26 protein-coding genes are annotated in these 26,596 nt (G+C 61.8%); 12 read left to right on the forward strand and 14 right to left on the reverse strand.

Annotation, left to right across the window (positions count from 1 at the left end; all coding sequences use genetic code 11):
- Positions 1–2: 2 nt before the first annotated feature.
- From copC to LI72_RS01040, 3 genes are read right to left on the reverse strand one after another with little or no spacing between them, the layout of a single operon-like run.
- Positions 3–392, reverse strand: a complete 390-nt coding sequence (gene copC / locus LI72_RS01030) for a copper homeostasis periplasmic binding protein CopC (protein ID WP_033924303.1) — start codon at positions 390–392, stop codon at positions 3–5.
- A gap of 17 nt (positions 393–409) precedes the next feature.
- A complete protein-coding gene (locus tag LI72_RS01035) occupies positions 410–1,381 on the reverse strand; it encodes a copper resistance protein B (protein WP_033924019.1) in 972 nt (323 codons plus the stop codon).
- Positions 1,378–3,171 carry a copper resistance system multicopper oxidase gene (locus LI72_RS01040; protein WP_081984504.1) on the reverse strand — a complete coding sequence of 598 codons (1,794 nt, stop codon included), beginning with the start codon at positions 3,169–3,171 and terminating at the stop codon, positions 1,378–1,380. The genes LI72_RS01035 and LI72_RS01040 overlap by 4 nt, the downstream gene beginning before the upstream one ends.
- Before the next feature lie 73 nt (positions 3,172–3,244).
- Between LI72_RS01040 and LI72_RS01045 the strand changes: the two genes are divergently transcribed.
- Positions 3,245–3,517 carry a metal-sensitive transcriptional regulator gene (locus tag LI72_RS01045; protein WP_033924020.1) on the forward strand — a complete coding sequence of 91 codons (273 nt, stop codon included), beginning with the start codon at positions 3,245–3,247 and terminating at the stop codon, positions 3,515–3,517.
- Here LI72_RS01045 and LI72_RS01050 read toward each other — a convergent pair.
- Complete coding sequence (locus LI72_RS01050) at positions 3,507–3,902, reverse strand: nuclear transport factor 2 family protein (RefSeq protein ID WP_033924021.1); 396 nt, start codon at positions 3,900–3,902, stop codon at positions 3,507–3,509. The two genes, LI72_RS01045 and LI72_RS01050, sit on opposite strands and share 11 nt — an antisense overlap.
- Before the next feature lie 8 nt (positions 3,903–3,910).
- A complete protein-coding gene (locus LI72_RS01055; RefSeq protein ID WP_033924022.1) occupies positions 3,911–5,041 on the reverse strand; it encodes a cobalamin-independent methionine synthase II family protein in 1,131 nt (376 codons plus the stop codon).
- A gap of 199 nt (positions 5,042–5,240) precedes the next feature.
- Here LI72_RS01055 and LI72_RS01060 point away from each other — a divergent pair, with 199 nt between their 5' ends.
- The 7 genes from LI72_RS01060 to LI72_RS01090 all read left to right on the forward strand — a co-directional run bounded on the left by LI72_RS01060 (position 5,241) and on the right by LI72_RS01090 (position 14,761).
- A complete protein-coding gene (locus LI72_RS01060) occupies positions 5,241–5,777 on the forward strand; it encodes a 2Fe-2S iron-sulfur cluster-binding protein (RefSeq protein WP_033924023.1) in 537 nt (178 codons plus the stop codon).
- Positions 5,774–6,754 (forward strand): FAD binding domain-containing protein, encoded by a 981-nt coding sequence (locus LI72_RS01065; RefSeq protein ID WP_033924024.1) that lies wholly within the window; start codon positions 5,774–5,776, stop codon positions 6,752–6,754. The genes LI72_RS01060 and LI72_RS01065 overlap by 4 nt, the downstream gene beginning before the upstream one ends.
- A 3-nt stretch (positions 6,755–6,757) precedes the next feature.
- Positions 6,758–8,992: a xanthine dehydrogenase family protein molybdopterin-binding subunit gene (locus LI72_RS01070; protein WP_033924025.1), complete on the forward strand. Its 2,235-nt coding sequence runs from the start codon at positions 6,758–6,760 to the stop codon at positions 8,990–8,992.
- Positions 8,993–9,003: 11 nt separating this feature from the next.
- Positions 9,004–10,086 (forward strand): catalase family protein, encoded by a 1,083-nt coding sequence (locus tag LI72_RS01075; protein ID WP_033924026.1) that lies wholly within the window; start codon positions 9,004–9,006, stop codon positions 10,084–10,086.
- 501 nt (positions 10,087–10,587) lie between these two features.
- Complete coding sequence (locus LI72_RS01080; RefSeq protein ID WP_033924027.1) at positions 10,588–12,276, forward strand: MFS transporter; 1,689 nt, start codon at positions 10,588–10,590, stop codon at positions 12,274–12,276.
- Positions 12,273–13,391: an HlyD family secretion protein gene (locus tag LI72_RS01085; protein ID WP_033924028.1), complete on the forward strand. Its 1,119-nt coding sequence runs from the start codon at positions 12,273–12,275 to the stop codon at positions 13,389–13,391. Before LI72_RS01080 ends, LI72_RS01085 begins: the two co-directional genes overlap by 4 nt.
- Before the next feature lie 5 nt (positions 13,392–13,396).
- A complete protein-coding gene (locus LI72_RS01090; protein WP_033924029.1) occupies positions 13,397–14,761 on the forward strand; it encodes an efflux transporter outer membrane subunit in 1,365 nt (454 codons plus the stop codon).
- A gap of 52 nt (positions 14,762–14,813) precedes the next feature.
- On the opposite strand, the gene LI72_RS01095 is transcribed toward LI72_RS01090, so the two are convergent.
- Positions 14,814–15,467 (reverse strand): CDP-alcohol phosphatidyltransferase family protein, encoded by a 654-nt coding sequence (locus tag LI72_RS01095; protein WP_033924030.1) that lies wholly within the window; start codon positions 15,465–15,467, stop codon positions 14,814–14,816.
- Positions 15,468–15,916: 449 nt separating this feature from the next.
- On the opposite strand from LI72_RS01095, the gene LI72_RS01100 reads away from it, so the two are divergent.
- On the forward strand, positions 15,917–17,137 hold the full coding sequence (locus LI72_RS01100; RefSeq protein ID WP_033924031.1) for a tyrosine-type recombinase/integrase: 1,221 nt from the start codon (positions 15,917–15,919) through the stop codon (positions 17,135–17,137).
- On the opposite strand, the gene LI72_RS01105 is transcribed toward LI72_RS01100, so the two are convergent.
- The 4 genes from LI72_RS01105 to LI72_RS01120 form a co-directional block, all read right to left on the reverse strand.
- Entirely contained in the window at positions 17,127–17,654 is a 528-nt protein-coding gene (locus LI72_RS01105; protein WP_156139424.1) for a hypothetical protein, read from the reverse strand. The two genes, LI72_RS01100 and LI72_RS01105, sit on opposite strands and share 11 nt — an antisense overlap.
- A gap of 502 nt (positions 17,655–18,156) precedes the next feature.
- Positions 18,157–18,402 carry a hypothetical protein gene (locus LI72_RS01110; RefSeq protein WP_156139425.1) on the reverse strand — a complete coding sequence of 82 codons (246 nt, stop codon included), beginning with the start codon at positions 18,400–18,402 and terminating at the stop codon, positions 18,157–18,159.
- Positions 18,403–18,663: 261 nt separating this feature from the next.
- On the reverse strand, positions 18,664–20,310 hold the full coding sequence (locus LI72_RS01115; RefSeq protein WP_033924034.1) for an AAA family ATPase: 1,647 nt from the start codon (positions 20,308–20,310) through the stop codon (positions 18,664–18,666).
- Entirely contained in the window at positions 20,310–20,504 is a 195-nt protein-coding gene (locus LI72_RS01120; RefSeq protein WP_033924035.1) for a helix-turn-helix domain-containing protein, read from the reverse strand. Before LI72_RS01120 ends, LI72_RS01115 begins: the two co-directional genes overlap by 1 nt.
- A 589-nt stretch (positions 20,505–21,093) precedes the next feature.
- Here LI72_RS01120 and LI72_RS01125 point away from each other — a divergent pair.
- A complete protein-coding gene (locus LI72_RS01125) occupies positions 21,094–21,276 on the forward strand; it encodes a hypothetical protein (protein WP_033924036.1) in 183 nt (60 codons plus the stop codon).
- A 540-nt stretch (positions 21,277–21,816) separates the two neighbouring features.
- On the opposite strand, the gene LI72_RS19870 is transcribed toward LI72_RS01125, so the two are convergent.
- The 4 genes from LI72_RS19870 to LI72_RS01140 form a co-directional block, all read right to left on the reverse strand.
- Positions 21,817–22,080, reverse strand: a complete 264-nt coding sequence (locus tag LI72_RS19870) for a hypothetical protein (RefSeq protein WP_156139426.1) — start codon at positions 22,078–22,080, stop codon at positions 21,817–21,819.
- A 685-nt stretch (positions 22,081–22,765) separates the two neighbouring features.
- On the reverse strand, positions 22,766–23,605 hold the full coding sequence (locus tag LI72_RS01130) for a DUF4238 domain-containing protein (RefSeq protein WP_081984507.1): 840 nt from the start codon (positions 23,603–23,605) through the stop codon (positions 22,766–22,768).
- Between the two features lie 77 nt (positions 23,606–23,682).
- The gene (locus LI72_RS20435) at positions 23,683–24,120 is read right to left on the reverse strand and encodes an excalibur calcium-binding domain-containing protein (RefSeq protein ID WP_033924038.1); all 438 of its coding nucleotides are present in this window, start codon (positions 24,118–24,120) and stop codon (positions 23,683–23,685) included.
- Positions 24,121–24,302: 182 nt separating this feature from the next.
- On the reverse strand, positions 24,303–24,674 hold the full coding sequence (locus LI72_RS01140) for a hypothetical protein (RefSeq protein ID WP_033924039.1): 372 nt from the start codon (positions 24,672–24,674) through the stop codon (positions 24,303–24,305).
- A 960-nt stretch (positions 24,675–25,634) separates the two neighbouring features.
- Here LI72_RS01140 and LI72_RS01145 point away from each other — a divergent pair.
- Both LI72_RS01145 and LI72_RS01150 read left to right on the forward strand, forming a co-directional pair.
- Positions 25,635–25,922, forward strand: a complete 288-nt coding sequence (locus LI72_RS01145; protein WP_033924040.1) for a hypothetical protein — start codon at positions 25,635–25,637, stop codon at positions 25,920–25,922.
- Positions 25,919–26,452 (forward strand): hypothetical protein, encoded by a 534-nt coding sequence (locus tag LI72_RS01150; protein WP_156139427.1) that lies wholly within the window; start codon positions 25,919–25,921, stop codon positions 26,450–26,452. The genes LI72_RS01145 and LI72_RS01150 overlap by 4 nt, the downstream gene beginning before the upstream one ends.
- Positions 26,453–26,596: the final 144 nt, after the last annotated feature.

The following is a 26,596-nucleotide window of genomic DNA, read 5'->3' on the forward strand; positions in this document are numbered from 1 at the left end:
GATCAGCTGACGGTGAAGCTGACTTTGCCCGTCATGCGGTGCCCGTCCGCGCCTGCCGCCTGCCAGCGCACGTCATAGCTTCCGGGGCTCAGCGGCTGGCGCAGGACGAGCGTGAGCGTCTTGTTGCCATCCGACCAGCTCGACGTGAAGTTGCGGATAACCATCTCGCCGTGGTTCTTCACGCCCGGCATCGCGGTCATGACGATGCTGGTGGCGACCGTCGGCGGCAGCAGCGCTTCGCTGAAGGTCAGCTTGACCTGCTTCGGCTTGGCAACCGTCGTCCCTTGCGCAGGCGACGAGGCGACCACTTTGGTATGCGCCAAAGCCAGCGTGGGCGTAGCCAGGGCTGCCACGCCCGCAGCGGCAAGGACGAAAAGGGAATTCAGACGCATGGTGTTTTCCTTCAGGTTCAGAACCACAGCCGGATGCCGACAACAAAATTGGTGACACTGGGACCATCGCCCGCAGCCCGCGCTAAATCGGCGCTGCGGCCGGCGCGCCAGGTCTGCTCGACGCCGATATAGGGCGCGATCTCGCGGATGATCTCGTAGCGCAGCCGCACCCCGACCTCGAAGCTATCGATCCCGGCACCGATGCCCAGTTCGGGCACGTCCTGCGCGGCGAGGTTTAGTTCGGCGCGCGGCTGGATGAGGATGCTCTGGGTGATCCGCTGGTCGAGCTCCGCCTCCAGCCGCGCCGTCAGATCACCGCGGTGCGACAGAAAGAGGGCGGCATCGATCTCGAACATATAGGGCGCGAGCCCCTGGATGCCGAAGGTCGCATAGGTCGTATCGGGCCCGGCAAGATCCTGGCGGATGCCCGCCTGCAGATCGAAGAACGGTGCGATCGCACGCGAATAGAGGGCCTGGATTTCGAGGTCCTCGATCCGCTCGCCAAACGCGCCTTCGCCTTCGCTCTTGAACCAGAAGCGGCTGGTGGTGCCGCCGTAATAGCCCTGAAGGTCCCACAGATAGCCATCGGCTCCGTCGCGGGCCTGAAATTCGGCGCGGTCAGCCTGGAACCAGAACAGGGTGTAATCGCCATGCGTCTGCTGGAGGTCGCGGCGCGATGCGCGCATTGCCTCGGCGCCCCAGATCGCGTCGGCGGCGCGGGGCGGGCCATTTCCGGCTTGCGGGGGAGGCGGGGTTTCCATTTCTGGCCCGGGCGAGGGGGATGCATCAGGATCGGCAGCATGGTTCATCGTGCCGTGATCCATGGCGCTGTGATTGACGCTGTCCGAATCGCTCGGAGGTGTCTCAGCAGGTGGCATGGCATGCCCGGCGTGCGGGTCGGCCTCGGCCTGATGCGCGCTGTGATCCTGCGCCCATGCAGGAGTGGTAAGCGCGACCAATGCCAGCGTCGCCAGTCCAACGCGGATCAAGACGCCGCCTCCGGGCCCATCACGGTCACGGTCTGCATCATTCCGCCGTGCATGTGATAGAGCAGATGGCAGTGGAAGGCCCAGTCGCCCGGCTCATTGGCGGTGAGGTCGAACTGCGCGCTCGCGCCGGGCTGCACGATCATCGTGTTCTTGCGCGGTTGCAGTGCGGCGGGCTGGCCGTTGACCATCTCGAAGAAAAGCCCATGCAGATGGATGGGGTGCGCCATCATGGTGTTGTTGACCAGCTTCACCCGCACCCGCTCGTTCCAGGCGAAACGGATCGGTACGTCGCTCACCGCCGAATACATCCGCCCGTCGAACGACCACATATAGCGTTCCATGTTGCCGGTGAGGTGCAGCTCGAGCAGCCGGGTCGGCTCGGGCGACTGGGCCCTGGCATCCCGCGCGACCAGCATGCGATAGTTGAGCACGCGATGCTCGACATCGCGCAGGCCCAGGCCCGGATCACCCATCTTGTCGACCGGCGCCATCGAGACCATGTCGATGCCCGGCCCGATCGCGACATCGGGGGGCAGCAGCGAGGGATCGCGCATCTTCATGCCCTGCATGCTCATGCTTTGGGACGATTCCCTGTCGCCTTCGGGCGCGGCGCTGTGGTCCATCGATCCATGGTCCATGCCGCCATGATCCATGCCACCGTCGCCATGGTTCATCCCCATGTCTGCCATGGTGAGCAGCGGCGGATCGCGCAGGGCAGGGACGGCGGCGCGCAACCCCGGAGCGCTCGCCAGCGTCGCCAGCGCCATGCCTGAACGGTCCATCGATTCCGCGACGATGCTGTAGGCGGGTTGGGTGCCTGGCTCCAGGATCACGTCATAGGTTTCCGCCGTGCCGATCTGCAGTTCGTCGACCTCCACCGGGCGCACCATCTGGCCGTCGGTGGCGATCACGGTCATCGGCAGGCCCGGGATGCGCACGTTGAAAAAGGTCATCGCACCACCGTTGATGATGCGCAGCCGGATGCGCTCGCCGGGATTGAACAGATATTCCATGCCTTCGTCCGGCCCGCGCCCATTGGCGAGGAAGGTATAGGTCTTGCCGCCGATGTCCGCGATATCGGTGGGCATCATCCGCATCTGGCCCCACATCCGCCGCTCCTCGGCAGACATCGCGTAATCATCGGTCCAGGTGTTCTGCTGGCGGTTGAAATAGCCTTCGCCGGTGCGCAGCCGCTTCATGATGAAATGCGGGTCGAGCGTGGTGAAGTCGCTGAGCAGCAGGATATAGTCGCGATCGACCACGATCGGCTCGCCGCCTGCAGGCTCGATGATCATCGGCCCATAATGGCCCGATTGCTCCTGCAGCCCCGAGTGGCTGTGATACCAATAGGTGCCCGATTGGCGGATCGGGAAGCGATAGGTGAAGGTCTCTCCGGGCTTGATCCCGGGAAAGCTGATCCCGGGCACGCCGTCATATTGGAACGGCAGCAACAGCCCGTGCCAGTGCACCGAGCTGTCGACGTCAAGCGTGTTGGTGACGTTGAGGCGCACCTCCTGTCCTTCGGTCAGCCGGATGAGCGGACCAGGCACGCTGCCGTTGACGGCAACGCCGGGCCCCCGGCGGCCCTGAACGACACGGTGGCCGCTGCCGATGGACAGGTCGATCACCTGCCCGCGCACCTCGTCGAATCCCGCCGGTATCAGCGGGCCGCCGCGGCCGTGGCCGCCGCCGTGCATGCTGTGGCCCTGCGCCCATGCGGGCATTGCCAGCATGGATGCGCCAACGCCCATGCCCGCCAGAAGCGACCGTCTCGAAAATTCCTGCTGCATGACTCTTGCCTGTCCTTCGGCAAGGCCATACTATACCCCCCTATCGTATATCAAGCCTGCAGGGACGTACATCATGGCCAAGGACAAGACAGCCATCCTGAACCGACTGCGCCGGATCGAGGGGCAGGTGCGCGGGGTATCGCAGATGGTCGAGGACGACCGCTATTGCATCGATATCCTGCACCAGGTCCAGGCGATCAAGGCGGCGCTGTCCCGCGCGGAAAGCGAAATCCTGAAGGACCATGCCGCCTGCTGCGTATCCGAGGCGATCGCATCGGGCGATGTTGCCGAGCAGCGGACCAAGTTCAACGAACTCATCGACCTTTTCGAGAAGGTCAAGCGCTGAAGGTCAGCGATCCGCGGCGTTCCAGGAACCGCCATTGGCCGTCATGCCGCACGAACCGGTCATCGAACGAACCAACCAGGGGAGGGCGGTTCTCGACGAACAGCAGCATCGCGCAATGCCCGGTCGCCTTGTTCTCGTCTGCGACATCGATCACGACATTGGCGCAGACATGCCGGGTGGTGCGCGGCGCGCGCGCCTCGAACGCGGCCAGGATCGCCGCGTGACCGCGAATCTCGTCGTCCGGCGCGGTCGGACGCGTCATCAGCCCATCGGGATGGTAGAGCGCAACAATCTCTGCCCAGCGGTGCGCGTCGTTCAGATTGGCATAGAGCGCGATCAGGCGGGTGCATTCCCACTCGATCGCCTGCCGCTCGGCCCCGGTCATGCTTAGTGTCACAGCCGTGAACTCGCCAGGTCAGCCCCTTCGCGCAGCGCCTTCAGCTTCTTGGCGGTGACCAGCGGATCGATCTTGCCGTAACCGGCGAAGGTGCCGAAGCCGCAATCTGTGCTGCCAATGACGCGGTCGGCGCCGACGATGCCGGCAAAGCGCTCGAGCCGCTGTGCGATCAGCTCGGGATGCTCGACATAGTTCGAGCAGGTATCGATTACGCCGGGCGCGAGCGTCTTGTCATCGGGGATCGCAGCATCGCGCCACACGGTCCATTCATGCTCGTGCCGAGGGTTGGCGCCTTCGAACAGGATGGTCGCCGGGCGCGCGGCCAGAACGATATCGACCACCCGCTCGAGCGGGATGTCATGATCATGCGGGCCTTCGTAATTGCCCCAGCAGATGTGCATGCGCATCCGTTCGGGCGGGATGTTCGCGGTGGCGGCGTTGAGCGCTTCGACATTGGCCGCGGCCACCTTCAGGAAATCGTCTTCGGACAGGTCCTGGTAGCCGGTATGCCGCGACATCGCGAGATCGGGGCAATCGAGCTGCAGATCGAAGCCTGCGGCCACGATCGTCTCGTATTCCTCGCGCATCGCATCGGCAAGATCGGCCAGATACGCTTCATGGCTGGGATAATGGCGGTTGACCTGGAAGGCGGTGATCAGGCCGGGAGACGCCGCATTCATGAACCCGCGCGCGCCGCTGCCATGCGTGTCCATCGCGGCTCGGAAGCGGCGGATATCGTCGTGCAGCGGTTCCAGCGAGACCAGCTTGACCGGTCCGATGCACGATGCGCGGACAAAGTCCTGTGAGCCCATGATCGCGGAAAGCCTGCGGGCGAGATCGGGCACTTCGGCAAGGTCTGCGGCGGGCTTGCGGTCGATATGCCCGCCAAATCCCGACAGGCGCTCGATCATGTAGGTCGAATAGCCGACCTTGCCCATTTCGCCGTCGCTGACGATATCGACTCCGCAACCACGCTGGAACGCCACCGATCGATCGACCGCATCGGCCACGGCGAGATCGAATGCAGCAGCATCATACGGTTCACCGGCATCCCGAGCGAGCAGCAGCGCGGTCAATTCCGGGCCGCGCGGCATCGATCCGACATGCGTGGTGGCGATATAGGTCATGCATTCCCTCCCTTGGCTGCCAGACCCTTTGCGGACGGTGTTCTTGCCGCAGGGCGTTTCCAGCTGATGGCAGGTGCCTAACATTGGATCCAATAATGCACAATGCGTTGCGTGCGCGCTAAAACAGCCGGACGCCGGATCGCTCTGCAGATCCGCACGTATCCCGAGTGCAATCCCAGCGAGAAGGTATCCAGCAGACATGGTTTCAAGCACTGCCATGGCGGTCGTGAATGGCGTCGCCCACCCATTGCCAACCGATCCGCGGCGGACGCTGCTCGACTGGCTCCGCGATGATCTGGAGCTGACCGGCACCAAGAAGGGTTGCGACCATGGCCAATGCGGGGCGTGTACCGTTCTGGTCGATGGGCGTCGGATCAACTCCTGCCTGTCGCTCGCCCAGTTGCACGAAAGCGACCAGATCGAAACCATCGAGGCGATCGGAACTCCCGACAACCTCGCGCCACTGCAACGTGCCTTTGTCACGCACGACGGCTTTCAGTGCGGATATTGCACCCCCGGTCAGATCTGTTCGGCGAAGGCCCTGATGCAGGAACTGGCCGACGGATGGGCCAGCGCCCAGACCGATGACCTGACTGCGCGACCGTCCCCCACGGCCGAGGAACTGCGCGAACGGATGAGCGGCAACATCTGCCGGTGCGGGGCCTATTCGAACATCATTGCAGCGCTCGAAGAGGTGATTGCAGCGGATGCCGGGCAGCAGGGGGCAGGGGCATGAAACCGTTCGCACTCGATCATCGGGCATCGACTGAGACCGCGCTGCAGGCGTTGGCGCAAGGTGCAACGGCGATTGCGGGTGGCACCAACCTCGTTGACCTGATGAAGCTGCAGATCACGACGCCCGAGCGGCTCGTCTCGCTGAAACATGCCGCGCTTGGCGAGATTGCGCAGGACGGCGACGGCCTGACCATCGGCGCGCTTGTCACCAATGCCGATTGCGCTGCCGACATGCGCGTTCGCGAGCATTGGCCCCTGCTTGCAAAGGCCATTCTGGCAGGCGCCAGCCCGCAGTTGCGCAATCGCGCGACGACAGGCGGGAACCTGTGTCAACGCACGCGTTGCGGGTATTTCTATGACACCAGCCAGGCGTGCAACAAGCGTGACCCTGGTTCGGGCTGCGCCGCGCGTAATGGCTTCAACCGGATCCATGCCGTACTCGGTACCAGCGACGCGTGCATCGCGACCTATCCGGGGGACATGGCGGTCGCGATGCTCGCGCTGGATGCGGTGGTTCTGACCGAGGGCCCCGCGGGACCCCGCGAAATTCCCATGGCACAATTTCATCTGAAGCCCGGTGACAATCCCTCGCGCGACAACGTCCTCGAAGCCGGAGAGCTGATTGTCGCGGTGCGTCTGCCCGCCCCGACAGGCGGGGTGCAGATCTACCGCAAGGTGCGCGATCGCGCCTCTTATGCCTTTGCGCTCGTCTCGGTGGCGGTGGATCTGACGATGGAAGAGGGCCGCATTGCGCGGTGCGCGGTCGCGTTTGGAAGCCTCGGGACCGTGCCCTGGCGCGATCAGCAAATGGAACAGGTGCTGATCGGCGAGACGCCCAGCCCGGTGCTGTTCGCCAGGGCTGCCGACGTCCTGCTCAAAGATGCGCAGGGCTTTGGCGAGAATGATTTCAAGATCCCGCTGGCTGCGCGCGCGCTGGCCGCCACGCTGAACGACGCCACGCGAACAGGAAAGGCCTGACCCATGCGCATACCCCTGGCCGATTTGTACAACACGCCCGACGAGCGCAATCTTCTCGACACCATGAAGCAGGGTGTCATCGGCAAGCCGCTCGATCGTCCCGAAGGACCGCTCAAGGTCAGCGGCACCGCGACCTATTCCGCCGAGTGGAAGCTCGATGGCTGCGTCGAAGGCATGCTGGTTCTGGCGGACATTCCGCAGGGCACCGTCAAGACCATCCATCGCGACGCGATACTTGGGATGCCGGGCGTGCTCGCCGTACTCGCCGACGAGGCCATGGTGCGTCGCTCGGCACAAGGCACCGCAGGCAAGGCTCCGGTCCAGGATGTCCATACCGTCGATTATTTCGGGCAGCCCGTCGCGCTGGTGGTGGCTGACACATTCGAGCAGGCACGCGACGCGGCGCTCGCGCTCAGGGTAGACTATGACGCTGCCGAAGACCGGGTCGCGTTCGACCCGCAAAGTCCCGATGCCGAGGTTGAGCAGCCGTCCGACCAGAAGCCCGTCAAAGGCGGCGATCTCGATCAGGCGATGCGCGATGCCGCGTTCAGCATCGATGTCGAATACGATACGCCGGGCCATGCCAGCGCCGCCATGGAGCCGCATGCCACGATCGCGCATTGGGAGGATGATCATCTGATTCTGCGCGGCAGCTATCAGATGCTGGCCTTCAATGTGAAGGAGATCGCGGATTGCCTGTCGATGTCGACCAAGAAGGTCCGGATCATCGCGCCTTATGTGGGCGGGGGCTTTGGCTCCAAGCTGGGCATCACGCACGAGGCAGTGGCCGCTGCGATCGCTTCGAAGGAGCTTGGTCGGCCGGTGCGGGTGGTGATGACCCGTCAGCAGGTTTTCCAGACCGTGATGCGCCGGTCCGAGACACGCCAGCGCGTGCGCCTCGCCGCCGATCCGGCAGGCAGGATCATCGGCCTGGGCCATGAAGCGCTCGTTTCCAATCTGCCCGCCGAGGATTTTGCCGAGCCCGTCACCCAGGCGACCGAGTTTCTGTATGGCGGCGAGAACCGGCTGCTCAAGGTAGATGTGGCGCGGATCTGCCGCATGACTGCGGGCTCTGTGCGTGCGCCCGGGGAAGCTGTTGGCATGCAGGTGCTCGAGGCCGCAATGGACGAACTCGCCGAAAAGGTCGGCATCGACCCTATCGTGCTCAGAAAGCGCAATCTTCCCGCGAAAGTTCCGGTGGAAGGCACGCCCTATTCGTCCCGCATGCTGGTCGAGGCCCTGGAGCAGGGGGCCGCGCAATTCGGCTGGAACAAGCGCAAGGCCGCGCCCTGCGAGACCCGCGAGGGTGACTGGTGGATCGGCATGGGCGTCGCCAGCGCCGCCCGCGTCAACATGCTGATCCCTGCCGAAGCCCGGGTCACGCTGAAGGCCGATGGCACTGCACTGGTCGAAACCGACCAGACCGATATCGGCACCGGCAGCTACGCCATTCTGGGGCAGATCGCGGGCGAAATGCTGGGTCTGCCGATCAGCCGCGTCAAGGTCGTGCTGGGCGATACCACGCTGCCGCCAGGCGCGGGATCGGGCGGAAGCTTCGGTGCGATCTCGACCGGGTCTGCGGTCCTGCGAGCCTGCGAGGCGATCCGCACCAAACTGGCCCGAAAGATGGACGGAGACGCCGAAACTCTCGAAATCCGGGACGGCATGGCCAGCGTGGATGGCCGCCAACGGTCGCTGGTCGATCTTCTGGAGGGCGAGGACATGGCAGAGATCGGGTCGATCAAGCCCGGCAAGACGTTCAAGGATTTCTCGCAGGCCAGCTATGGCGCGTTCTTTGCCGAAGTGGGCGTGCACGCCTTCACTGGAGAAGTGCGCGTGCGCCGAATGACCGGGGCGTTCGGCTTCGGCCGCGTGCTCAATGCCAAGACCGCCCGTTCGCAATGTCTGGGCGGCATGGTCTGGGGCATCGGCAGCGCGCTGACGGAAGAACTGGCGTTCGACCTGCGCGATGGTCATCTGGTCAACCACGATCTGGCCGAATATCACGTGCCCGTGCACGCCGACGTGCCTGCGCTCGAGGTCATCCTGCTGGAAGAACGCGACGCCGCGGCCAGCCCGCTGCAGGCGAAGGGTGTCGGTGAACTCGGCATCTGCGGTGCCGCCGGCGCGATTGCCAATGCCGTTCGCAACGCCTGCGGCGTACGCGTGCGCAGTTTCCCGCTGACACTCGACAAGATCATCCCTCATTTGCCCGACCCGTTTGCGTCGGCCGCCTGAAAGGTCGTCCCGTGATTGCACCTCCGCTGCGCTACACCGCAGACCTCGAACAGCCGCAGCCTGATGAGGCCGAGACCGATGCCAGCCTCGAAAAGTCGTTTAACCACATTCTGGAAACGACAGCAGCCGATTATGGCCACGCGGTGCGTGCCGTCCATGCCAAGGCCCATGGCCTGTTCGAAGGCACGTTCACGGTCGACGGCCATCTCCCGCAGGAACTGGCGCAAGGCCTGTTTGCCAAGCCCGGCATCTATCCAGCCGCGCTGCGCATCTCGACCAATCCCGGCGATATCCTCGATGACAATGTCGTGCTTCCCCGAGGCATCGCGCTGAGGGTCGAGCGCGTCGAAGGTGAGCGCGTTCCGGGCGCACAAGGCGATGGCCAGGATTTCCTGATGGTCAATGGACCGGTCTTTGCCGTGGCCACACCGGACAAGTTTGCAGGCAAGCTCAAGCTGCTCGCCGCGACAACCGACCGCGCCGAAGGTGCCAAGGTGGCGCTGTCGACGGTTCTGGGCTTCATCAATTCCGCGCTGGGCAAGGTCGGGCTTGAATCCAAGGCACTGGCCGGAATGGGGGGATCGCCGCAAGTCCACCCGCTGGGTGAAACCTATTTCAGCACCGTGCCGTTTCGCTATGGCGACCATGTGGCAAAGTTCCGCCTGCGTCCGCTTTCGCCGTCGCTGACGGTGCTGACCGACACGATCATCGATACATCCGGCCGGCCCGATGGCCTGCGCGAGACGATTCGGAAGGATGCTGCCAAGCTGACCGGCGAGTGGGCGTTCGAAGTCCAGCTTGCCCGCGATCTGGACAAGCAGCCGATCGAGGACGCCAGTGTCGAATGGAAGGAGGAGGATGCCCCCTTCGTCCAGGTTGCGACCTTGCGCATCGAACCGCAGGACAGCTGGTCCGACGACAAGGTGCGGCGCATCGACGAGACGCTGCACTTTTCTCCCTGGAATGCGCTGGTGGACCATCGGCCACTGGGCGGTATCAACCGCGCCCGGCGACGCGCCTACAAGAACTCCTCCGACTTCCGCGTTCGGGTCAACGGCTGTCCGTTGGCCGCAGCGGCGCAAGCCGCGGACTGAATCACTTCGTTCTGATCGAACCGGTCGGGTTCCATCGCATACCCGACCGGACTGGCCTTGCAGGTCAGCGCTGTGCATGGCCCTTCACAGTTTGCGCCACTTCGCGTGTCCGGGTTGATCCGTCGGGCGAGTGCGCCCTGCTGTTCGCGGCTGGAGCAGCCCTATCCTGCGCCATAATTAACCCATGTTATATTTTTTATCCGCAGCCGGAACTGGGGCTGAGGCGCTTCGTACTCAACGCGTGTTGAATCAGGCTGGGCGGATGCCTTCAAATCGCGCGGTGGAATGAACCATGGCCCAGAAAACAGGCGCAAGCCGACCCGCTTATCATTCGAGCGACAGCAGTGCAGCGCTTGAAAGGCTGCCGGATTGCATTTTTCTATGCGCCAGCCAGCAGCGTGGCCCGGCGCGATCGGCTGACCAGGCTGGTGGTCGACATGGATGACATCGAGCAATCCGCCGCCGCGCTCGAGACGCTGCTGATCGACGAGGCGCTGCGTTTTGGCTGAAACTCCGCCACCGCTGATCGATACGGCGGACGGTTACGCGTTCAAGCCGCATGAAATGCCGATCCTGCCCGGATCACCCGCCAATCCGGATCATCCGCCGCGGCGCCGGGCGGCGTATCTCGCCATCGGCGTGTTCATCGGGCTGGTCGGCGGCGCCCAGAACGGATTTCTGCTGGCCAATACGCCTGCGCTGCAAGCAAAGTTCGCGCTGACGCCGGTCGAGGCGGGCTGGATGACGGTAGCATTCTACACGACCTATGCCTCGATGAGCATGCTGCTGTTTCGCGTACGGCAGGAGTTCGGCATCCAGGTCTTCGTGCGCTGGGCGATGGCAGGGCTGGTCGCGTCCAATTTCGTGCAGCTGATCGGCCCGGGCTATTATCCGGAACTGGGCGCGCGTGCCGTGGCGGGTATCGCGGCAAGCGGACTGTCGGCGCTGACCATCTACTATCTGATGCAGGGCCTGCCGCCTGCGATGCGCACTGTGGGGCTGGTGCTGTCGCTCGGGCTGACACAGGTTGCCTTTCCCTTGACCCGCGCTCTTTCTCCCGCACTGCTGGTGGATGGCGACATGGACCGGGTGTTTCAGTTCCAGTTCGCGCTGTCGCTGCTTGGGCTGGGCCTGGTCTATATGCTGCGACTGCCGCCCGGGGTGCGCAAGCTGACCTTCGAAAGGCTGGATATTCCCAGCATCGCGCTGTTCATTCTTGGTGTGGGCGCGCTCTGCGCCTTCCTGATCCAGGGGCGTCTCCAGTGGTGGGATACGCCGTGGCTGGGCTATGCGGTCGCGCTTTCTGTGCTGGGACTGGGCGGCTGTCTGCTGATCGAGGCCAATCGCAGGAACCCCATGCTCGATCTGAGCTGGTTGTCGAGCCGCGCTATCCTGAGCATTGCCGCGATCGGCGCGACCGTCCGCATTCTGGTGGCGGAACAGGGCTTTGGCGCCAGCGGCATGTTCGCGGCCCTGGGCTATGGCAACGAACAGCTGACCGGCTATTTCTGGGTGCTGACCGGCGCAACGCTGGCCGGCATGGTGCTTTCGGTGATCCGGCTCGATCCCAAGGATCTGACCCGGCCGGTGCTGTTTGCGGTGTTCGTGATCGGTGTGGCTGCCTTTGCCGATACCCGGACCGGCGTGATGAGCCGTCCGCAAGACCTGTACCTGTCGCAGGCGGCGATCGCCTTTGCCGCGGTGTTCGCGATGGGGCCGGTGCTGATGCAGGGCATGCTGAGAGCGCTGGCCGCGGGTCAGAACTACATCATCAGCTTCATTGCCATCTTCTCGCTGTCGCAATCGGTGGGCGGTCTTGCCGGGATCGCGCTGCTGTCTGCTTTTCACACCGTTCGCTTGAAGACTCATCTGATCGACGCCGGCACGACCCTGGCGATCGGCAACGCGCAGCTGTCTCAAGCCATGTCCAATCTCGCGCAGCGCACCGCGCCGCTTCAGCAGGATTCGGCGCTACTTCAGCAGACAACGGCGGCCAGCATATCGCAGCAGATCGGGCGTGAAGCCGCAGTGCTGGCATTCAACGACGTCTTCTTCCTCATCGGTACGCTGTCGGCGGTCACCTTCGTGGCTCTGCTGGTGCCGTGGGTGATCAACAAGATTCGCGGGCGCAATCCGCTCGCCAAGGAACTGGCCTTTATCGAGGCCATGCGCGCAAGGACGAAGCCATGACACCTCCTCCTCCAGAGCAACCTGCAGCGCCCGAAGCTGCGGACAGCAGCCCTGCAGCTGCACAGCCCGAAAAAGGCTGGTCTCCGCAACTGTCGCGCAAGCGCGTCGGTGTTGCGAGCCTGCTGATTGCGGTGGGTGTGCTGGTGGCGCTGTTCGCCTGGAGTCTGCCGCCCTTTGCTGGGGGCGATCAGACCACCGACAATGCCTATGTGCGCGGCAGGACGACCATCGTCAGCCCGCAGGTGGCAGGCTATCTGGTTGAAGTGCGCGTCGCCGACTTTCAGACGGTGAAACAGGGCCAGCTGCTGGCGCGCATTGATGCGACGCCGTTTAGGGAAAAGGTGCAGCAGGGCGCTGCGAACATCGCCGCGCAACAGGCGACGCTTGCCAATAGCGAGCAGAGCCTCAGATCCGCTCAGGCGCAGCTTCAGCTTCAGGATGCCTCCGTCGCCAGCGCGCAGGCGGGCTATCAGAAGGCGCAAGCCGACATGAACCGCATTGCCGAACTGGTCGATGAAGGCTCGGTCTCGCTGCGCGAACGCGATCAGGCACTGGCGGCGCTGCGCCAGGCGCAGGCCGGTGTGCGCCAGGCCCAGGCGCAGCGCGCCATCGCGGCAGAAAACGTCCGCTCGGTCCGGGTGGGCAGGGGGGCGCTCGAGGCGCAGGTGGCAGGCGCGCAGGCGTCGCGCGATCTGGCGGCGTTCGAGCTGTCCCGCACCGAAATCCGCGCGCCGCGGTCGGGCAGGCTCAGCGAGATTACCGCGCGTGAGGGCCAGCTGGTCAGCGCAGGGACACAGCTGATGTACATCGTTCCCGATGAGCTGTGGGTCGTCGCAAATTTCAAGGAGGGCCAGACCGAGAAGATGGCCGTGGGCCAGCGCGCGACGCTGGAGATTGACGCACTGGGCGGCACCCGGCTGACCGGTCGCGTTCAAAGTGTCGCGCCTGCTGCCAGCAGCGAGTTCAGCATCGTCAAGCCCGACACGGGGGCGGGCAATTTCGTGAAGGTGCCGCAGCGGATCGCGGTCCGCATCGTGCTGGATCCCGGTCAGAAGGCGGCCAAGCGCCTGGGGCCAGGCATGTCGGTCGTTGCGACCGTTCACACCGGGACGTGAGTGCCATGCGCAAGATGATCTTTGCCGCGATGTCCGGCGCGATGCTGCTGTCCGCCTGCGTCCCGGCCCTGCAGGACGCGCCGCAGGGCGCATCGGCGACGTCCCCTACCCAATGGCGCACCCCGCTGGGCGTGACGGCACCGGTCGATGCGCAATGGTGGCAGGGCTTTGGCGACCCGCGTCTGTCAGCGCTGGTCGAAAAGGCGCGGCTCAACAATCCCGATGTCTTGCTGGCAGCAGCGCGGGTCGAGGAAGCGCGCGCCACGGAGCGCGGATCGCGCGGGTTGCTGCTGCCATCACTGGGCGCCGGCGTGGATGGTGCGGTACGGCGCGAGGTTTCTCCGTTCGGTCAGGGGCTGAATTCCGTGGTGGCTCAGCCGGCATTCCGCGCCAGCTACGAGATCGATCTGTTCGGCAAGAATGCCGCGCGGGTCGATGCTGCCCAAGCCAATGTGGCTGCCAGCGCGGCTGCCGAAGATGCAGCACGGCTGTCGGTCGAAGCGGCGACGGCCACAGGCTATATTACGCTGCTCGCGCTGGACGCGCGGCTGGCGGTTCTGGATGAGACCGTGGTGGCGCGTCAGCAGGCGTTGAAGTTCGCGGGCGACCGCGCTGAGGTCGGCTATACGTCGCAGCTCGAACTGCGCCAGGCCGAGGCCGAGTATCAGGCCACGGTTCAGCTTGTGCCCCAGATCAAGGCCCAGATCGCCCGGCAGGAAAATGCGCTTGCGGTCCTGACCGGCGAGCTTCCTGGTGCTGTCGCGCGCGGCGGCGCGCTGTATGACCTTCGCTTGCCCGCTGCGCCGGCAACTTTGCCATCGGAGCTGCTGCGCCGCCGGCCCGACATCGCGTCTGCCGAATATCGCATCGCCGCCGCCGATGCCCAGATGCGGGTGGCTCGCGCGCAGTTCATGCCTTCGATCAACCTTGGTGCAACGGCGGGTCTGGCAGTATCGGACCTGCTCGCAGATCCGATCAGCATCTGGTCGCTGGGCGGCAGCATTCTGGCCCCTATCTTCCAGGGAGGCCGGCTCACCGCGCAGCTGGATGCCGCAACGGCGCAACGTGACCAAGCCGCCTGGGCCTATCGCGCGGCCGTGCTGAACGCCTTTCGCGAAGTCGAGGATCGCATGGCCGTGGTCGCCAATCTGAGCGAGCAGGAAACCGCGCTCCAGGCTCAGCGCACCGCGGTGGCCGATGCGCTGCGCCATGCCGCCAACCGCTATCGCGCCGGTTACACCCCGTATATCGAGCAGATCGATGCCCAGCGCGCCTTGCTCAGCGTCGACCTTTCGCTGATCCAGACAAGGGCAGACGAACTGTCGACATTGGTCGGGCTGTATCAGGCGGTCGGCGGCGCGCCGCAATGACTGGCGAATGTAACAGGCGCGAAGGCGGTCCTGTGCGAGCGCCCGGCCGGAATTACTTGCTGAGCGCGTGCAGCTTGTGACCCGTGACAGCTGTCTGGAAGACGAACAGGCCCATCATCCCTGTGCCCAATGCCAGGATGAACAGATCAAATGGCGAAAGGCCCGTTCCCATCACCGTGGTCGGCCGCGTGGTGAACATCGCCAGGCTCATGGCGATCAGGATCAGACGCAGTTCGGTCGGTCCGGCAGCCAGATAGGACAATCTGAATTCGCCCGTCACGCGCGCCGCCAGGAACGTGTGGATCGACAGCAGCAGATAGCTGCCCAAGGCGAACATCGCGACATCCATCCGGATGAAGGCCGTCAGGCCCAAGCCGAAGACAATGATGAGGTTGGACAGCGCATCCATGCTGTGATCGATGAAATAGCCGTAATTCGGCCGCTCGATCTTGCGGTAGCGTGCCAGGCTGCCATCGAGCGAATCGCCGAACCAGTTGATGAAAAACCCTGCGATCGCCAGCCACAGCCACTCGATCCGGTAGAGGCTGAGGCCGTAGCCAGCAAAGATGGTGAGCGCTCCGCAAAATCCCATCAGCGTCAGACCATCCGGAGAAACCCAGGCGGGCAGGCGCGCGCACAACCAGTTGAGCAGCCGCCGTTCGGCGACCGCGAGCATGTTGCCCTGGATCCGGTTGACGCCGCTCATGGCTGCCGCCGCTCTGCAGGGCGCCGCTGTATCGGGGATTGGGGTACCGTCATCTGCAAATCCTTGGCAAATCCGTGCTGTCCCCCGCGCACTCTGTTGCGGCCTATAGGGCAATCGGCAGAGAAATCGAGGCTGATGTAAGGAATCTGTCATAATGCGGGTTGGCGCATGCAGCCTTGCTGTCGGCAGATCGGTTTCGCGATGTCGCTGGCCGCTGTTCAACCCATCCCGTTGGACAAGGGTTGGGCGTCACCGACTTGCGATGAACGATTTCGATCCATTCGGTGAAAAGTGGCGGAGCGGGAGTCCGCCAAACTATAATCCAGCCATTTTCAGGCTTGTTGATCGAACCTCGAGAAACCAAGGCTTTTAGAGCCTAATTCGTCTAGCCGTTTCTATTGACGTTCAGCCGCAGCCATCTACAATGAGGGACGAAGTGAGGGACCCTTATGGCCGGACTGACTGCGCTCCAAGTGAAGAATGCCAAGCCCGGCCGCCATGCTGACGGCGCCGGCCTGTATCTGTTGGTCCGCGACACCGGATCCAGGTCCTGGCTGCTGCGGGTGATGGTGGCGGGCAAGCGGCGGGACTTCGGTTTGGGCAGCGTCGCAGAGCTGTCGCTGGCCAGCGCGCGCGAAAAGGCGGCTGAGTGGCGCGCGATCGCCAAGGAAGGCCGCGACCCATCAATGGTTAAGCGCGCCGAGGTGCGAGCGCAGGCCCGGGAGGACGCCAAGGCGAGCCGGACCTTCGAGGCGGCTGCTACCGAATTCATGGCTGCACATTCGCCGTCCTGGCGCAACGAGAAGCACAAGGCGCAGTGGACATACACGCTGCGCGAGTTCGCATATCCCAAGATCGGTGCGGAGCCGGTGAACGAGATAGATGCGCCGATGATCGTCGATACGCTGATGCCCATCTGGCAGCGCTTGCCGGAGACAGCGCGACGGCTGAGGCAGCGCATAGGCGCGGTGCTCGACTATGCCCATGCGCGCAACTGGCGCGACCGTGAAGCGCCCATGCGGGCCGTCCTGAAGGCGATGCCCAAGCAGAACGTGCTGAAGCAGCATTTTCCTGCTGTCGCTTATGCTGACGCCCCGGCCGTCATTGCTAAGCTGCGCGGGGAAGATTCGACGATCGGTCGGAGCGCGCTCGAGTACGCCATCCTGACCGCGGCGCGTTCGGGCGAGGTGCGCGGCGCACGGTGGAGCGAGGTCGACCTTGAAGCCAAGACCTGGACCATCCCGGCCGAGCGAATGAAAGCAAAGCGAGCTCACATCGTGCCACTCACATCGCAGGTGGTCGATGTGCTGCACTCGATGAAGCCGCTGGCCGTCAAACCAGACGCGCTGATCTTCCCAGGCCTTCGGGCCAAGCCACTCAGCGATATGACAATGAGCAAGGTGCAGCGCGCTTTGGCGCCGGGCACTACGGTCCATGGCTGGCGATCGTGCTTCCGCGATTGGGTGGCAGAGACGACCAATTTCAGTGGTGAGCTGGCCGAGATGGCGCTTGCGCACTCGGTGGCGTCGAAGGTCGAGAAGGCCTATCGGCGCGGAAACCTCCTCGAGCGGCGGCGCGAGCTGATGGAAGCTTGGGCAGGGTATCTGGATGGCAAGAGCGCGTCAGTGCTGTATCTTCAGCCCAAGGCGGTAAGCTCGATCAATCCTTAGTGAAAAAGTCAGGATACTCCCGCTCGAGCAATGCGCGTAACGCCGCTGGTTCCGGCTCGCTTGACCAGCCATATTCATCAAGCCGCACGAATGCGGGTGCATCCTCAGCGTAAAAATCCGGCCCAAAGTTAGTGATGCTGAAACCGGTCCGCCCGCCGGTAAAGTCCGCAATTAGGCGAGCCTGGCGCTTGGTAAGTTCAATCGGCACCATGTAGAATGAAACCTGCCGGTACCTCCCGCCTTGTTCTGAAACGTCGGTGCGGCCGAGCACTTGGAGCGGCACTCGGACATCACCGACTTCCACGTAAACCGATCGTAGTGGGAGCTCTGGCGCAATTGCGGTCTCTGATGTGAGCATAATAACTGCATTTTTTCCGAGTGCTGCGTACTCGTAGCCATCGGCTGGCAGGCACAGGTCAAACCCCACAGAGCGGATGGCATGTTGGTTTAACGCTGCAAGGGGATCTGCTGCCTCTGCAGCAACCGACTGCCCAGCTGCCAGCAGAAAAAATGCCATGACTAGGCTTCGAATGAGCATCTATTTGTTGTCCTTCGACCGAGCGAAATACTGATTATTCCGGCTTTTTCATAGGTCTACAAGCAGATTGCAGCGCCTTGCTTTATAACATAAATCTGAGGTGTCACGACAAAATGATCTGCGTGTTCTGCGGTCACCTCCATTCGGAACCCCGCAAACATCCAAATGTTTTTATAAGACTGCGCCATGGAAATTCTGCACAGCATTTAGCCCGCGCGCGTTATGTAATAACATCACATAAATCTCTAGTTGAGTGACATGCTCCCTGTTGCCAGCCAAGCGCGCTAGAAATCACCGGCCTTGCACACACCTCAAATGCGGCTTTCACCCGGCTCAAGGCGCGTCGCTGCAGCCACCCAGCCGATCGCCAGCGCATGCGAGGAGCGCCCTGAGCGCGTCTTGATACCGATTGTGGGGACGCCCGGCTCGGTTGCTGATCCCGCCGGGCGGGGAGGGGATGGTCGAGGAATTCCGCCGACGCTTACCAGATCACGACCAGCCCGCCGTCATAACCGGTTGCCGCCTTCACACGGTCAATGAGCTCGTCAATCGTCTCGCCTGGCCGCAAGGCCGCGATGCCCTGCGCCATATCTGCCAAAGTCTCCCCACGACGGTCAGGCACAACCTGTGGCGCGCTGCTGGGCAAGGCCGCTCGAAGGTTTGCAACATGGTCGCTGACATAACCGGAGATCAGTGCGAGGGGGTTGTTGATCGTTTGTGCAAGCATGTTTGGTCCTTCTGGTTGCTCGAGTTGCCTATACGAGAGGAGGGTGCTCTCAAGAGCATCCCTCTCTCTAGCCGGGAACGGGAACCGGGAATGGCAGAAAACAGCCATTTTTCATTGCTGGTTCCCAAAACGGTGCGGGAATCGGAAATCTAATAAATTCAATAGGATGAGGCATACGCATTCCCGTTCCCGGGAACGGATTTCCGGCCTTCGGGAACGGGAATTGTACAAAATAGACATCATAATTGCATAAAATGCAACTCAATCTACGGGTGCAGGATCCGCGATTTTTAGGCCGTGCTCTGTGTCGAGCAGGCGACCGGCCGCTATTAAGGCCTCTTGGGCGCGCTCGATTGCCTGCCGCGAGTATGCGCCCCCCGTGGCCGGCTGGCCTTGGTACAGGCTCTTGCGGCCGGTCTTGCGCACCTCCCAACCTTTGGTCCTGCTGGCGCGCACCGTGTCGAGAACCCAGCGCTCGAGCTCGGCGCTGTTTTGCTGGTCTTGGCCCGGCGTTGCCGTTGAGGCTGAGACAGGCCCATCAACCCGGTCAAGGCGCAGGGTTTCCCGGTTCTGCCGAAACAAGCGGGCCTTGCCAGGCTCCCCCCATAATTGCTGGCTGGGAGGGATATTTTGCTTCAGGATGCCAATGTCGACCAGATCCGCACCACGCGGGTGCATGCCGATCACCATGCGCGGTCGGTCGACAAAAGCACTCGATCCGCGGATCGCGTCCCGCATCTGAGCGAACCGTTGAACATGCCCTTTGCGCAGATGGTGGACCAAGATGACCGCGCAGTTGTGTCTCCTCGCCACCTCGTTGAGCTTGTCGTAGAGCTCGCTGACTGCCTCTGGCGAATTCTCATCCCGGAGGAATTTCAACGCAGGATCAGCAATGACCAGGTCTACTGGCCAGCGTACACGATCGGGCCATTCTAGGCACTCATCGATATCTTTGCCTGCGGCCGGTAGTAACAGGCAACGACGATAGGATCCGTGCTCTGGTCCGGAGAAATGGTTTTGACGCTCACTGAGTGTGGCAGCGTTCTCTTCGCCAGAAAAGACCATGTAGCTTCCGCCGCCTTCAACCGGCTGTCCGAGAAACGAAAGTTCGCCCTTGGATTGCGAACCAATCATCGCACAGAGTTCGCCCAGCATGGTAGATTTGCCCACACCGCTTGGTCCGATAACGAGCGTTGTGGTGCCTCGCGGAATCAGACCGGGCACCACCCATCGAAATTCGGTTTCGTCCTCAGACGGATTGAAGGCCGCATACAGGTCAAGATTCCAGTTCAAGTCGTCGAGCAGGTCCAGTTCTTCGAGAATTTTTTGACCGTCAGCGCGAACTCGTTCTGCCCACGCTTGTTCTGTTTCTCCCGCTCGGGGCAGTTTATCGATAGTCGGCTCAATCCCCTGGACGCTCTCTCGGTTGGGCCCAAGCACCATTTCATGCTGCACTTTCAACCGCGCGATATAAATGTCCTCGCGCTCATATTCCTTTCGCGCGAGCTCAGGCGTAGATTGCAGTCGGGCTTGCCAAACGTCGCCCTGACGGTCTGCAAGAGCGAATGGCAACTCGACCGCGCGGGCGAAAGCATGGTCCAGCTCTATGGCGCTTATCTTCGCGCCACCATTCGACCAGTCGCCATCGGGGCTATTCCAAATGTGTCCCCCGGTCCAAAACCAGTCATTATCTGTTTTCAGAGCAGTCCCGCGCAGATGGCTGACAATTGCATCGGCCTCGTTCCGATTTACGATGAAGCAGGCCCCAAAATTGAAGCGGCCGGCATCGCTTGGCGAATGCGGCGTGTGGAATGCACCTATTTTGACAAAATGCTCGCTTACTCGATCGAGCTCGGGCGTAGAGCTCGAAGTCCCGATTGTGAACGGGACGGCGACATAATCCGACATCACACGGACACCGCGCCGGCCAGTCGATCAAGCCACGCCTGCTGTTCGGCGCGCGTTATCAACGTCCGGCCGCCGGCCTTCAGCGCACGGATGCGGCCGGCGTTCACTTCCTGGTAGATCTTGCTGCGGCTGATGCCGAGGCGTCTGGCGGCGTCGGCGGGGCAGTCTGCGATTGGTTCGACGAAATTACTCATGGCGGGACATCCTCGTTAGGGGTTGGATGTCCTTAAACTGATCGAAAAATCCGATCAGTCAAGCATCGTAGCCAAATACGATAGTTATTAAAGAGCTATTGTCTCAACTCTATAGTACATCTTGTCTTTTGGCACACTCCTTGCGAGTTTAACAACAATTGGAAGTCAGCAGGGTTCTATCAAACCTGGATGGTACATCTTGTCCTATCGAGCCAATACGACACATTTGAAAAAAAATTTTGGTGCGGGCACCGGAAATGGAATTTGGAGGTCGTGCGCCGGGCACCCCCCGGGGGGTCAGTGGCCTCGTCGGTCGATTTGGCCGCCTTTACCACTCTCACCCGCCCAGCCCGACTGCCCCATCGATTCGGCTGTAATGGCGTCGGGCAATGTCGCCCGCAGCCGAGCGACACCACCCCCCCCCGGCAGGCAACTGCGATAGACAGAGCCGACAGCCGGCCGTCACCTTGCCGGCGATCTTGCCGCCTTCGATGTCGGGCAAGGCCGACAATCTGCCCGACAACAAAATCGTTGCTACCGACAGGGGCTTCTGGGACGATTCTTGGATCAACAGAGAAGGACCGATCCCATGAACAACGTGATCCAGTTCCCCACCGCTGCCGACCGTGAGCACCGCCAGGCCGAGCGCGCTGCAGCTGATTGTGACGCCGAAACGATGATGCGGCTGGCATGTGGCGCGCAGGACGCCACGGTCCGCACTGAAGCCGCACGGTGGATGCTCGAGGTGCTGGCGGTCAAGGTGAGCGCGTGAGCTGGCTATCGGTTGGCGCAATCGTAAGCTAGCTCCCTGCGATGCTGCTGATCCTTCTCCTACAAATCGTCCCCGCCGGGCAGACGTTCGAATGCACCCCGACCCATGTCTGGGACGGCGATGGTCCTATCTGGTGCGCCGAGGGGCCGCGCATCCGCCTCTCAGGGATCGCTGCGCGTGAAATGGACGGGAGCTGCAGCCCTGGGCATCCGTGCCCGACCGCCAGCGCTGAGGAGGCACGCGACGGCCTGGCGAAGCTACTAGGCACGGTGGCAGGCACAGCCTCGACCGGTCATCTGTTGGTCAAAGGGCCACGACTATCTTGCGTTTCAGACGGCGGCGCAGGTGGAACGCGCACTGCTGCGTGGTGCAGCTCGCCTGTGCACGGCGACATCAGCTGCGCGATGGTGAAGGCCGGGCTGGCGATGCGTTGGGCGCGATACTGGCGATCGCACCGCTGTATCTGACCGCATGGGCACATCGTCCGCGGGCTGGGGATGGGTGGCTTTGGCTACCGTAAGCGGCCAAGGCTTGTCTCGCTTAATAGCCAACCTGCGATCTCAGATTGCTGACCTCTGATTCAAGCGAAGCAATGCGTGAGTCCAGCTCGCTATTGGTTGCTTCAGCTGCGTCGAGACGGGTTTCCAGGTCATCGAGCTTGGATTGCAGTTCGTCTGGATCGAAGCTGTTATCAGAAGCAATGTCCGCCACTTCGTCCTTCTGGGAATCGGAGAGGCCAGGACCCTTGCAACTGGTGGCAGCGATGCACCCGAGCGTGACCGCAATAACGATAGACTTTCGCACTAAGTTTCCCTTTTACGACCCGCGTTCAGTTACCCCCTTCTTCTGGGGGTTGTGGATATCAGTTTGCGGGCGCCTAATCCCCATAGCTTCTTATCGAGTCGCAGCGAAACATTATGCCAAGACCTTAGGTCGGTCGAGCTTCTATTGGCTGTCTTATGTTGACCAGCAGGAGAATAAAATGCGCAAGATGATTATCGGAATCTGTTGCTTGGCAATTGCCGTTCCCGCCTATGCCCAGTCAACTTCTGTTCGGCCTCATGTTCGCAAAGATGGCACGTTCGTTCAGGGTCACCGCCGCACCAACCCGAATTCGTCAGTCTACGACAATTGGTCCACCAAGCCGAATGTTAACCCCTACACCGGGCGCACTGGGACGGTCGATCCATATACCTCGACATTGAACCGATCCTATCCGCGCACCACTGCGCCGACGTATCGGTCTACCACTCCCAGCTGGCAGCCGCCAAAGACCAGCAACAAGCCTGCAGCGAACCCTTGGAAGTTCTGATTTAGTTAGGTCAGATAGTTCGGTGATTAGGCTGTGACTCGCTTCATCAAACATTCCCATACCCACTTGCTGGCGCACCTGACACCACGGTTTGCGCCGAGGCTACTGGGTGGATGTTTGATGTACTGGCGGTTAGGGTGAGGCCGTCAGCTTCCGTATTAACGGCAGTCCTATCCGTTATGGGACCTGCCAACGGATCAGCCCATCCCCTCCGACGGGCTCAGGATCTCTCAAAAAGCGTTTCTCGATAAAGCGCGCAGCCTTGCGATCTGCAGCGATAACACATTCACGCGCTTGCCGAACAACGGCATCATTTAGAGCTTTCGCAAGAGCATCGGGTGCTTGGCTAGAAAAAGCCTTGGCGACATCCTCGCGATGGACAAGTATCACTACGCGATCGGGTGCGTAAGGGAACATCAGAAATCCATGAGGCTGTGCGATTCCTTGGGACAGCATGAGGGGAAGGTCGCAGGTCAGCAGCCTATGCCGAGATCTGACATCGATGCGAAAAATGCGCATGCTCGCCACCAGTTGCACGATATCAGGTGATGAAATCATGTCGGCCAAAAGGTGATTGATCTGGTCGGAAACCATCGACTGATGGGCCGGGGAGCCTGGATCGAAGTCGGCCGTGCCTGTCATTCGGGCCCTCAACTCCTGTCGCAAATACTGGATGCGACTTGGACTCCGATGCATAAGTGAAATCACAAATCGCACAAGGCCAACTCTATCCTGATCAGAGCCGCGCTCCCCTTTGTCCAGTTTTTGCAATGCGACTGCTGCGCGAGCATCGATAAGTTGGAAAAACTGGCTCTCAAGGCGCTGGCGCTCCTCCTCAGTCGCCGCAGCCGAAAAGGCGTAAAGGTCGCGCTCTTTACCGATCCCCCGCGGCACGGCCTTCTTTGCATGCAACGAACCATCAGGTGAAGGGCGCACGTATCGAACCATTGTTCCTTGGTTGGCCCATCGAGCTGTGTAGAATTGCGGAAGGTAATGGTGTTCTCGGGGAATACTCATCTTGCACCGATAGCACCAAGGGCTTCTAGAGGTAACCAGTCATGCCGCTAGGCATGAGGCTCGACCGCCGCCGTTGCTCATTCGCACCCGATGCCGTCACCGTCCCGATCGAGGCCGGCGCGGTAGCCCGGATCGCCTACCCTGACGGGCGCGGCACCAACTGCGCGGGCATGGGAGCAGTTGCGCCAATAGACGTACTCCTCTGGTCCCTTTGTCGGTTCCGCCAGGTAGACCGGGGCAGGGGGATCATCGGGGGCTTCCGTAATAGCAGTTGCAGTTGACTCAGCTGCGGCTTCGCCAGCCTGCTCTGCCGCAAGCATCCCGGCGGTGGCGGCTTCTTCTGCGACGGCTTCAGCGGATTGATCCGCGAGCTCGGCAGGAGCGACTAGATACGATGGCTCTCTTTGGGCGCGCGTAGGATCTCTGGTGGGGTCGACAGACCAGCGGCCAGCGATGAATGCGGCCAGGGCAATAAAGCCCAGCGTCCCGAGACTGTTCCCCTTTGCTTCGGCCATCCGGGGATGCTGCGCCTCGGGGCCGAGTGTGTCGAATCCTTCTTATTGGGGGGAATGCGGTGCGACGACAGGGAGCGTAGAGCGTCAGGCGGTGAAACATAGGAAGCGCAGGGATGGCGCCTGGCGGGGCTTATTCTGGCATGCCATTGCTTTTGGTTCGAAGGCAATAACATCGCTGGAGATCAGAATTTGCGCTTTGGAAAACCGGAGAAGTTCGCCCTCTCACATTGGCCAGTGATGATCTGAACCCATTTAGTACCGCGCGTGTGGGTCTTTTGCTCAAAGGCGCCAGATTCACGGTTCACCACGAACGATTTCAACAGAATTTGGGTGTCTACGTAATCGAACACGATTTCAGTATCGGAGACGCGATGGATGGGGGCAGTGGCATTGCAGTCACCTGCGCACCAGCGCTTTTGGTCGAGATCAACTCGGGCAATCAGTTCTACTGGCTTTTTTGAGGCGTCAGGGTCGAACTTGTCGCTTGAATATCTGGTGCCCACGCACACCAAGTTGAATGTCGCGGCTGTAACGATCGCTATAACGACTCCCATGCCCCGTCACCTTTGCTATTGCGCGTTTGCTGGATTGTATTGTCTCACCAATCTACCGCAATCGGCAAGCACCAATGCAAAAGAGGCTGGTAGTGCAGCGCACCCCAGCCCCTTCCGTCCGACAATGCAGCGGTCTTCCTATTGCCCGTTGCCTGCCTGGCGATTGTATCAGCGACGATGCGATCAGCCAAAGGGAGAAGCAACCGGATGCGGTTCTATGGGGTGGCGACCGAGCCGTGATAATTACCAGTTGATTGCCAAGCGGAGCCTGATTGCCGGACCGACCAGATTTCTACGCTACGGCACATTTTTTTGGCTAGCTTGACAGCACCGTGGCTGCCCAACGTGGCCAGGTATCGACGAGAAGAGGGCCGGAACCACGGGGGTTAGCCTATCCGACCCTCTTCTCTGGCACCACCCGGAGGCTCATGACCATCGGGCAGCACTTGAATCAGGAGCTGCCACGCCTCGGCGCGATTGTCATCAAGATGGTCAAACGGAAGGACACAGAGATAGAAATGAATATGACCTTACCGCAAGGTAGTTGTGCCTCGCTTTAGGCCACGCAACCAAGGGGCTCAGTGCTGAAAGTTCCAAGCCCCTTGGCCGCATCCTGCACCGGGTCGCAAATGCAGGCTGGCACTTTGAGGTGCCGCGTTTGGATGCAACGCGGTCCCTAGTTGCCGCGTGATCCAGAGCACAAAGTGTCTGATCACTAGAAGAGGGCCGGCTACCGGGGGCGGAACCGGCCCTCTCTTACTGGTGCCGTCTCGGCGCCCCATGAATAGCGCCCGGAACCAGCTGCGTAAGCGAAGCCGCTCTTAGCCAATCTTGGTTAACGCTACGTTATCAGGCCTTTTGGAAGCGATAGAGAGGCCATCAATTTAAGAATTGGCGGAGGTGTGACGGCCTGCCTGTTTTCACTTTCCTACACCCCAAGCTCAGCGTCATCCTGCCGCCATGCGTAGAATCGACCAAGCCGAACTCGAGCAGATCCTGTACCACGCCCTCAAGGCCGCACCTGCCACCGCCAAGACGGGCCTGCGCTCCAAGCTGGCGATGGAGAGCGACCGCGCCCATGATGCCATGGCCAAGCATATAGCTGCCCGCCTGTCCGGTGCGTCATTGGCTGTGGTTATGGCCGACCTGGTGGACAACGGCTATTTTGGGCAGCGGCCGGGAATATGGGGTAAGGATGAAGCGGGCCCGGAAACAGTAAGCCTTAGTGAAAAGGACCAGCATTCATGACTGAGCGCAAGCGCGGCCGACTGCCACCACCAGATCCGCGGTATCACGGTACGATGCTCGACGCCCATTTGCTCGACGATATAAGTGATGACCGGGCGGCCCAACGCGCTGCTCGCGATAAAATTGTGGAGCTACCTAAGACCTTATTTCAGATCATGTTACCGCATTCTGTGAAAGCAGAGATCGATCACCCGCGAACGCCAGCTGTCGTTAAGGAACGGGCAAGCGCGTTCATCTATTCCTTCGACACCAAGATCGCATCTGCCGACATCGTAAGGAAAGCGAAGTCCATCATGCGCGGGAATGCAGCCAGTGCCAAACATGATCGGGATGCGGAACATTGCTGCGATGCTTCCATCTGGGGCAGTTTCTTTGTTACTCTCGACGATCGAATCGTGCGTAAGCGGGAAGAAATGCGTGCCGCCCTGCCAGGTCTATGGATAATGACCCCAGTCGAGTGGATAGATAACCTAGCGCATCACGAGCGCACCACCCTGATTGATGACGATTACCTACCGGTGATCATTTGAGGCGTCTCCACGACGCTGATTCCCGCCGAGGGTACCGACCGCCGGACGTGCAGAGATCGCGGCCAGCAGGCAAATTTCTGATGCCTTCAAAAGGGCGACTTGTCGCTAATTGACATGTCGAGAAATCATTCATGTGGGCCGATC

This window comes from Sphingomonas sp. 35-24ZXX, from assembly GCF_000786215.1.
Classification (GTDB): domain Bacteria; phylum Pseudomonadota; class Alphaproteobacteria; order Sphingomonadales; family Sphingomonadaceae; genus Blastomonas.

Coding starts and splice junctions, on each gene's coding strand:
- copC (WP_033924303.1), bottom strand. CDS start 392: ATGCGTCTGAATTCCCTTTTCGTCCTTGCCGCTGCGGGCGTGGCAGCC.
- LI72_RS01040 (WP_081984504.1), bottom strand. CDS start 3,171: ATGCAGCAGGAATTTTCGAGACGGTCGCTTCTGGCGGGCATGGGCGTT.
- LI72_RS01045 (WP_033924020.1), top strand. CDS start 3,245: ATGGCCAAGGACAAGACAGCCATCCTGAACCGACTGCGCCGGATCGAG.
- LI72_RS01050 (WP_033924021.1), bottom strand. CDS start 3,902: ATGACCGGGGCCGAGCGGCAGGCGATCGAGTGGGAATGCACCCGCCTG.
- LI72_RS01055 (WP_033924022.1), bottom strand. CDS start 5,041: ATGACCTATATCGCCACCACGCATGTCGGATCGATGCCGCGCGGCCCG.
- LI72_RS01060 (WP_033924023.1), top strand. CDS start 5,241: ATGGTTTCAAGCACTGCCATGGCGGTCGTGAATGGCGTCGCCCACCCA.
- LI72_RS01065 (WP_033924024.1), top strand. CDS start 5,774: ATGAAACCGTTCGCACTCGATCATCGGGCATCGACTGAGACCGCGCTG.
- LI72_RS01070 (WP_033924025.1), top strand. CDS start 6,758: ATGCGCATACCCCTGGCCGATTTGTACAACACGCCCGACGAGCGCAAT.
- LI72_RS01085 (WP_033924028.1), top strand. CDS start 12,273: ATGACACCTCCTCCTCCAGAGCAACCTGCAGCGCCCGAAGCTGCGGAC.
- LI72_RS01090 (WP_033924029.1), top strand. CDS start 13,397: ATGCGCAAGATGATCTTTGCCGCGATGTCCGGCGCGATGCTGCTGTCC.
- LI72_RS01095 (WP_033924030.1), bottom strand. CDS start 15,467: ATGAGCGGCGTCAACCGGATCCAGGGCAACATGCTCGCGGTCGCCGAA.
- LI72_RS01100 (WP_033924031.1), top strand. CDS start 15,917: ATGGCCGGACTGACTGCGCTCCAAGTGAAGAATGCCAAGCCCGGCCGC.
- LI72_RS01105 (WP_156139424.1), bottom strand. CDS start 17,654: ATGGCATTTTTTCTGCTGGCAGCTGGGCAGTCGGTTGCTGCAGAGGCA.
- LI72_RS01110 (WP_156139425.1), bottom strand. CDS start 18,402: ATGCTTGCACAAACGATCAACAACCCCCTCGCACTGATCTCCGGTTAT.
- LI72_RS01115 (WP_033924034.1), bottom strand. CDS start 20,310: ATGTCGGATTATGTCGCCGTCCCGTTCACAATCGGGACTTCGAGCTCT.
- LI72_RS01120 (WP_033924035.1), bottom strand. CDS start 20,504: ATGAGTAATTTCGTCGAACCAATCGCAGACTGCCCCGCCGACGCCGCC.
- LI72_RS01125 (WP_033924036.1), top strand. CDS start 21,094: ATGAACAACGTGATCCAGTTCCCCACCGCTGCCGACCGTGAGCACCGC.
- LI72_RS01130 (WP_081984507.1), bottom strand. CDS start 23,605: ATGAGTATTCCCCGAGAACACCATTACCTTCCGCAATTCTACACAGCT.
- LI72_RS20435 (WP_033924038.1), bottom strand. CDS start 24,120: ATGGCCGAAGCAAAGGGGAACAGTCTCGGGACGCTGGGCTTTATTGCC.
- LI72_RS01140 (WP_033924039.1), bottom strand. CDS start 24,674: ATGGGAGTCGTTATAGCGATCGTTACAGCCGCGACATTCAACTTGGTG.
- LI72_RS01145 (WP_033924040.1), top strand. CDS start 25,635: ATGCGTAGAATCGACCAAGCCGAACTCGAGCAGATCCTGTACCACGCC.
- LI72_RS01150 (WP_156139427.1), top strand. CDS start 25,919: ATGACTGAGCGCAAGCGCGGCCGACTGCCACCACCAGATCCGCGGTAT.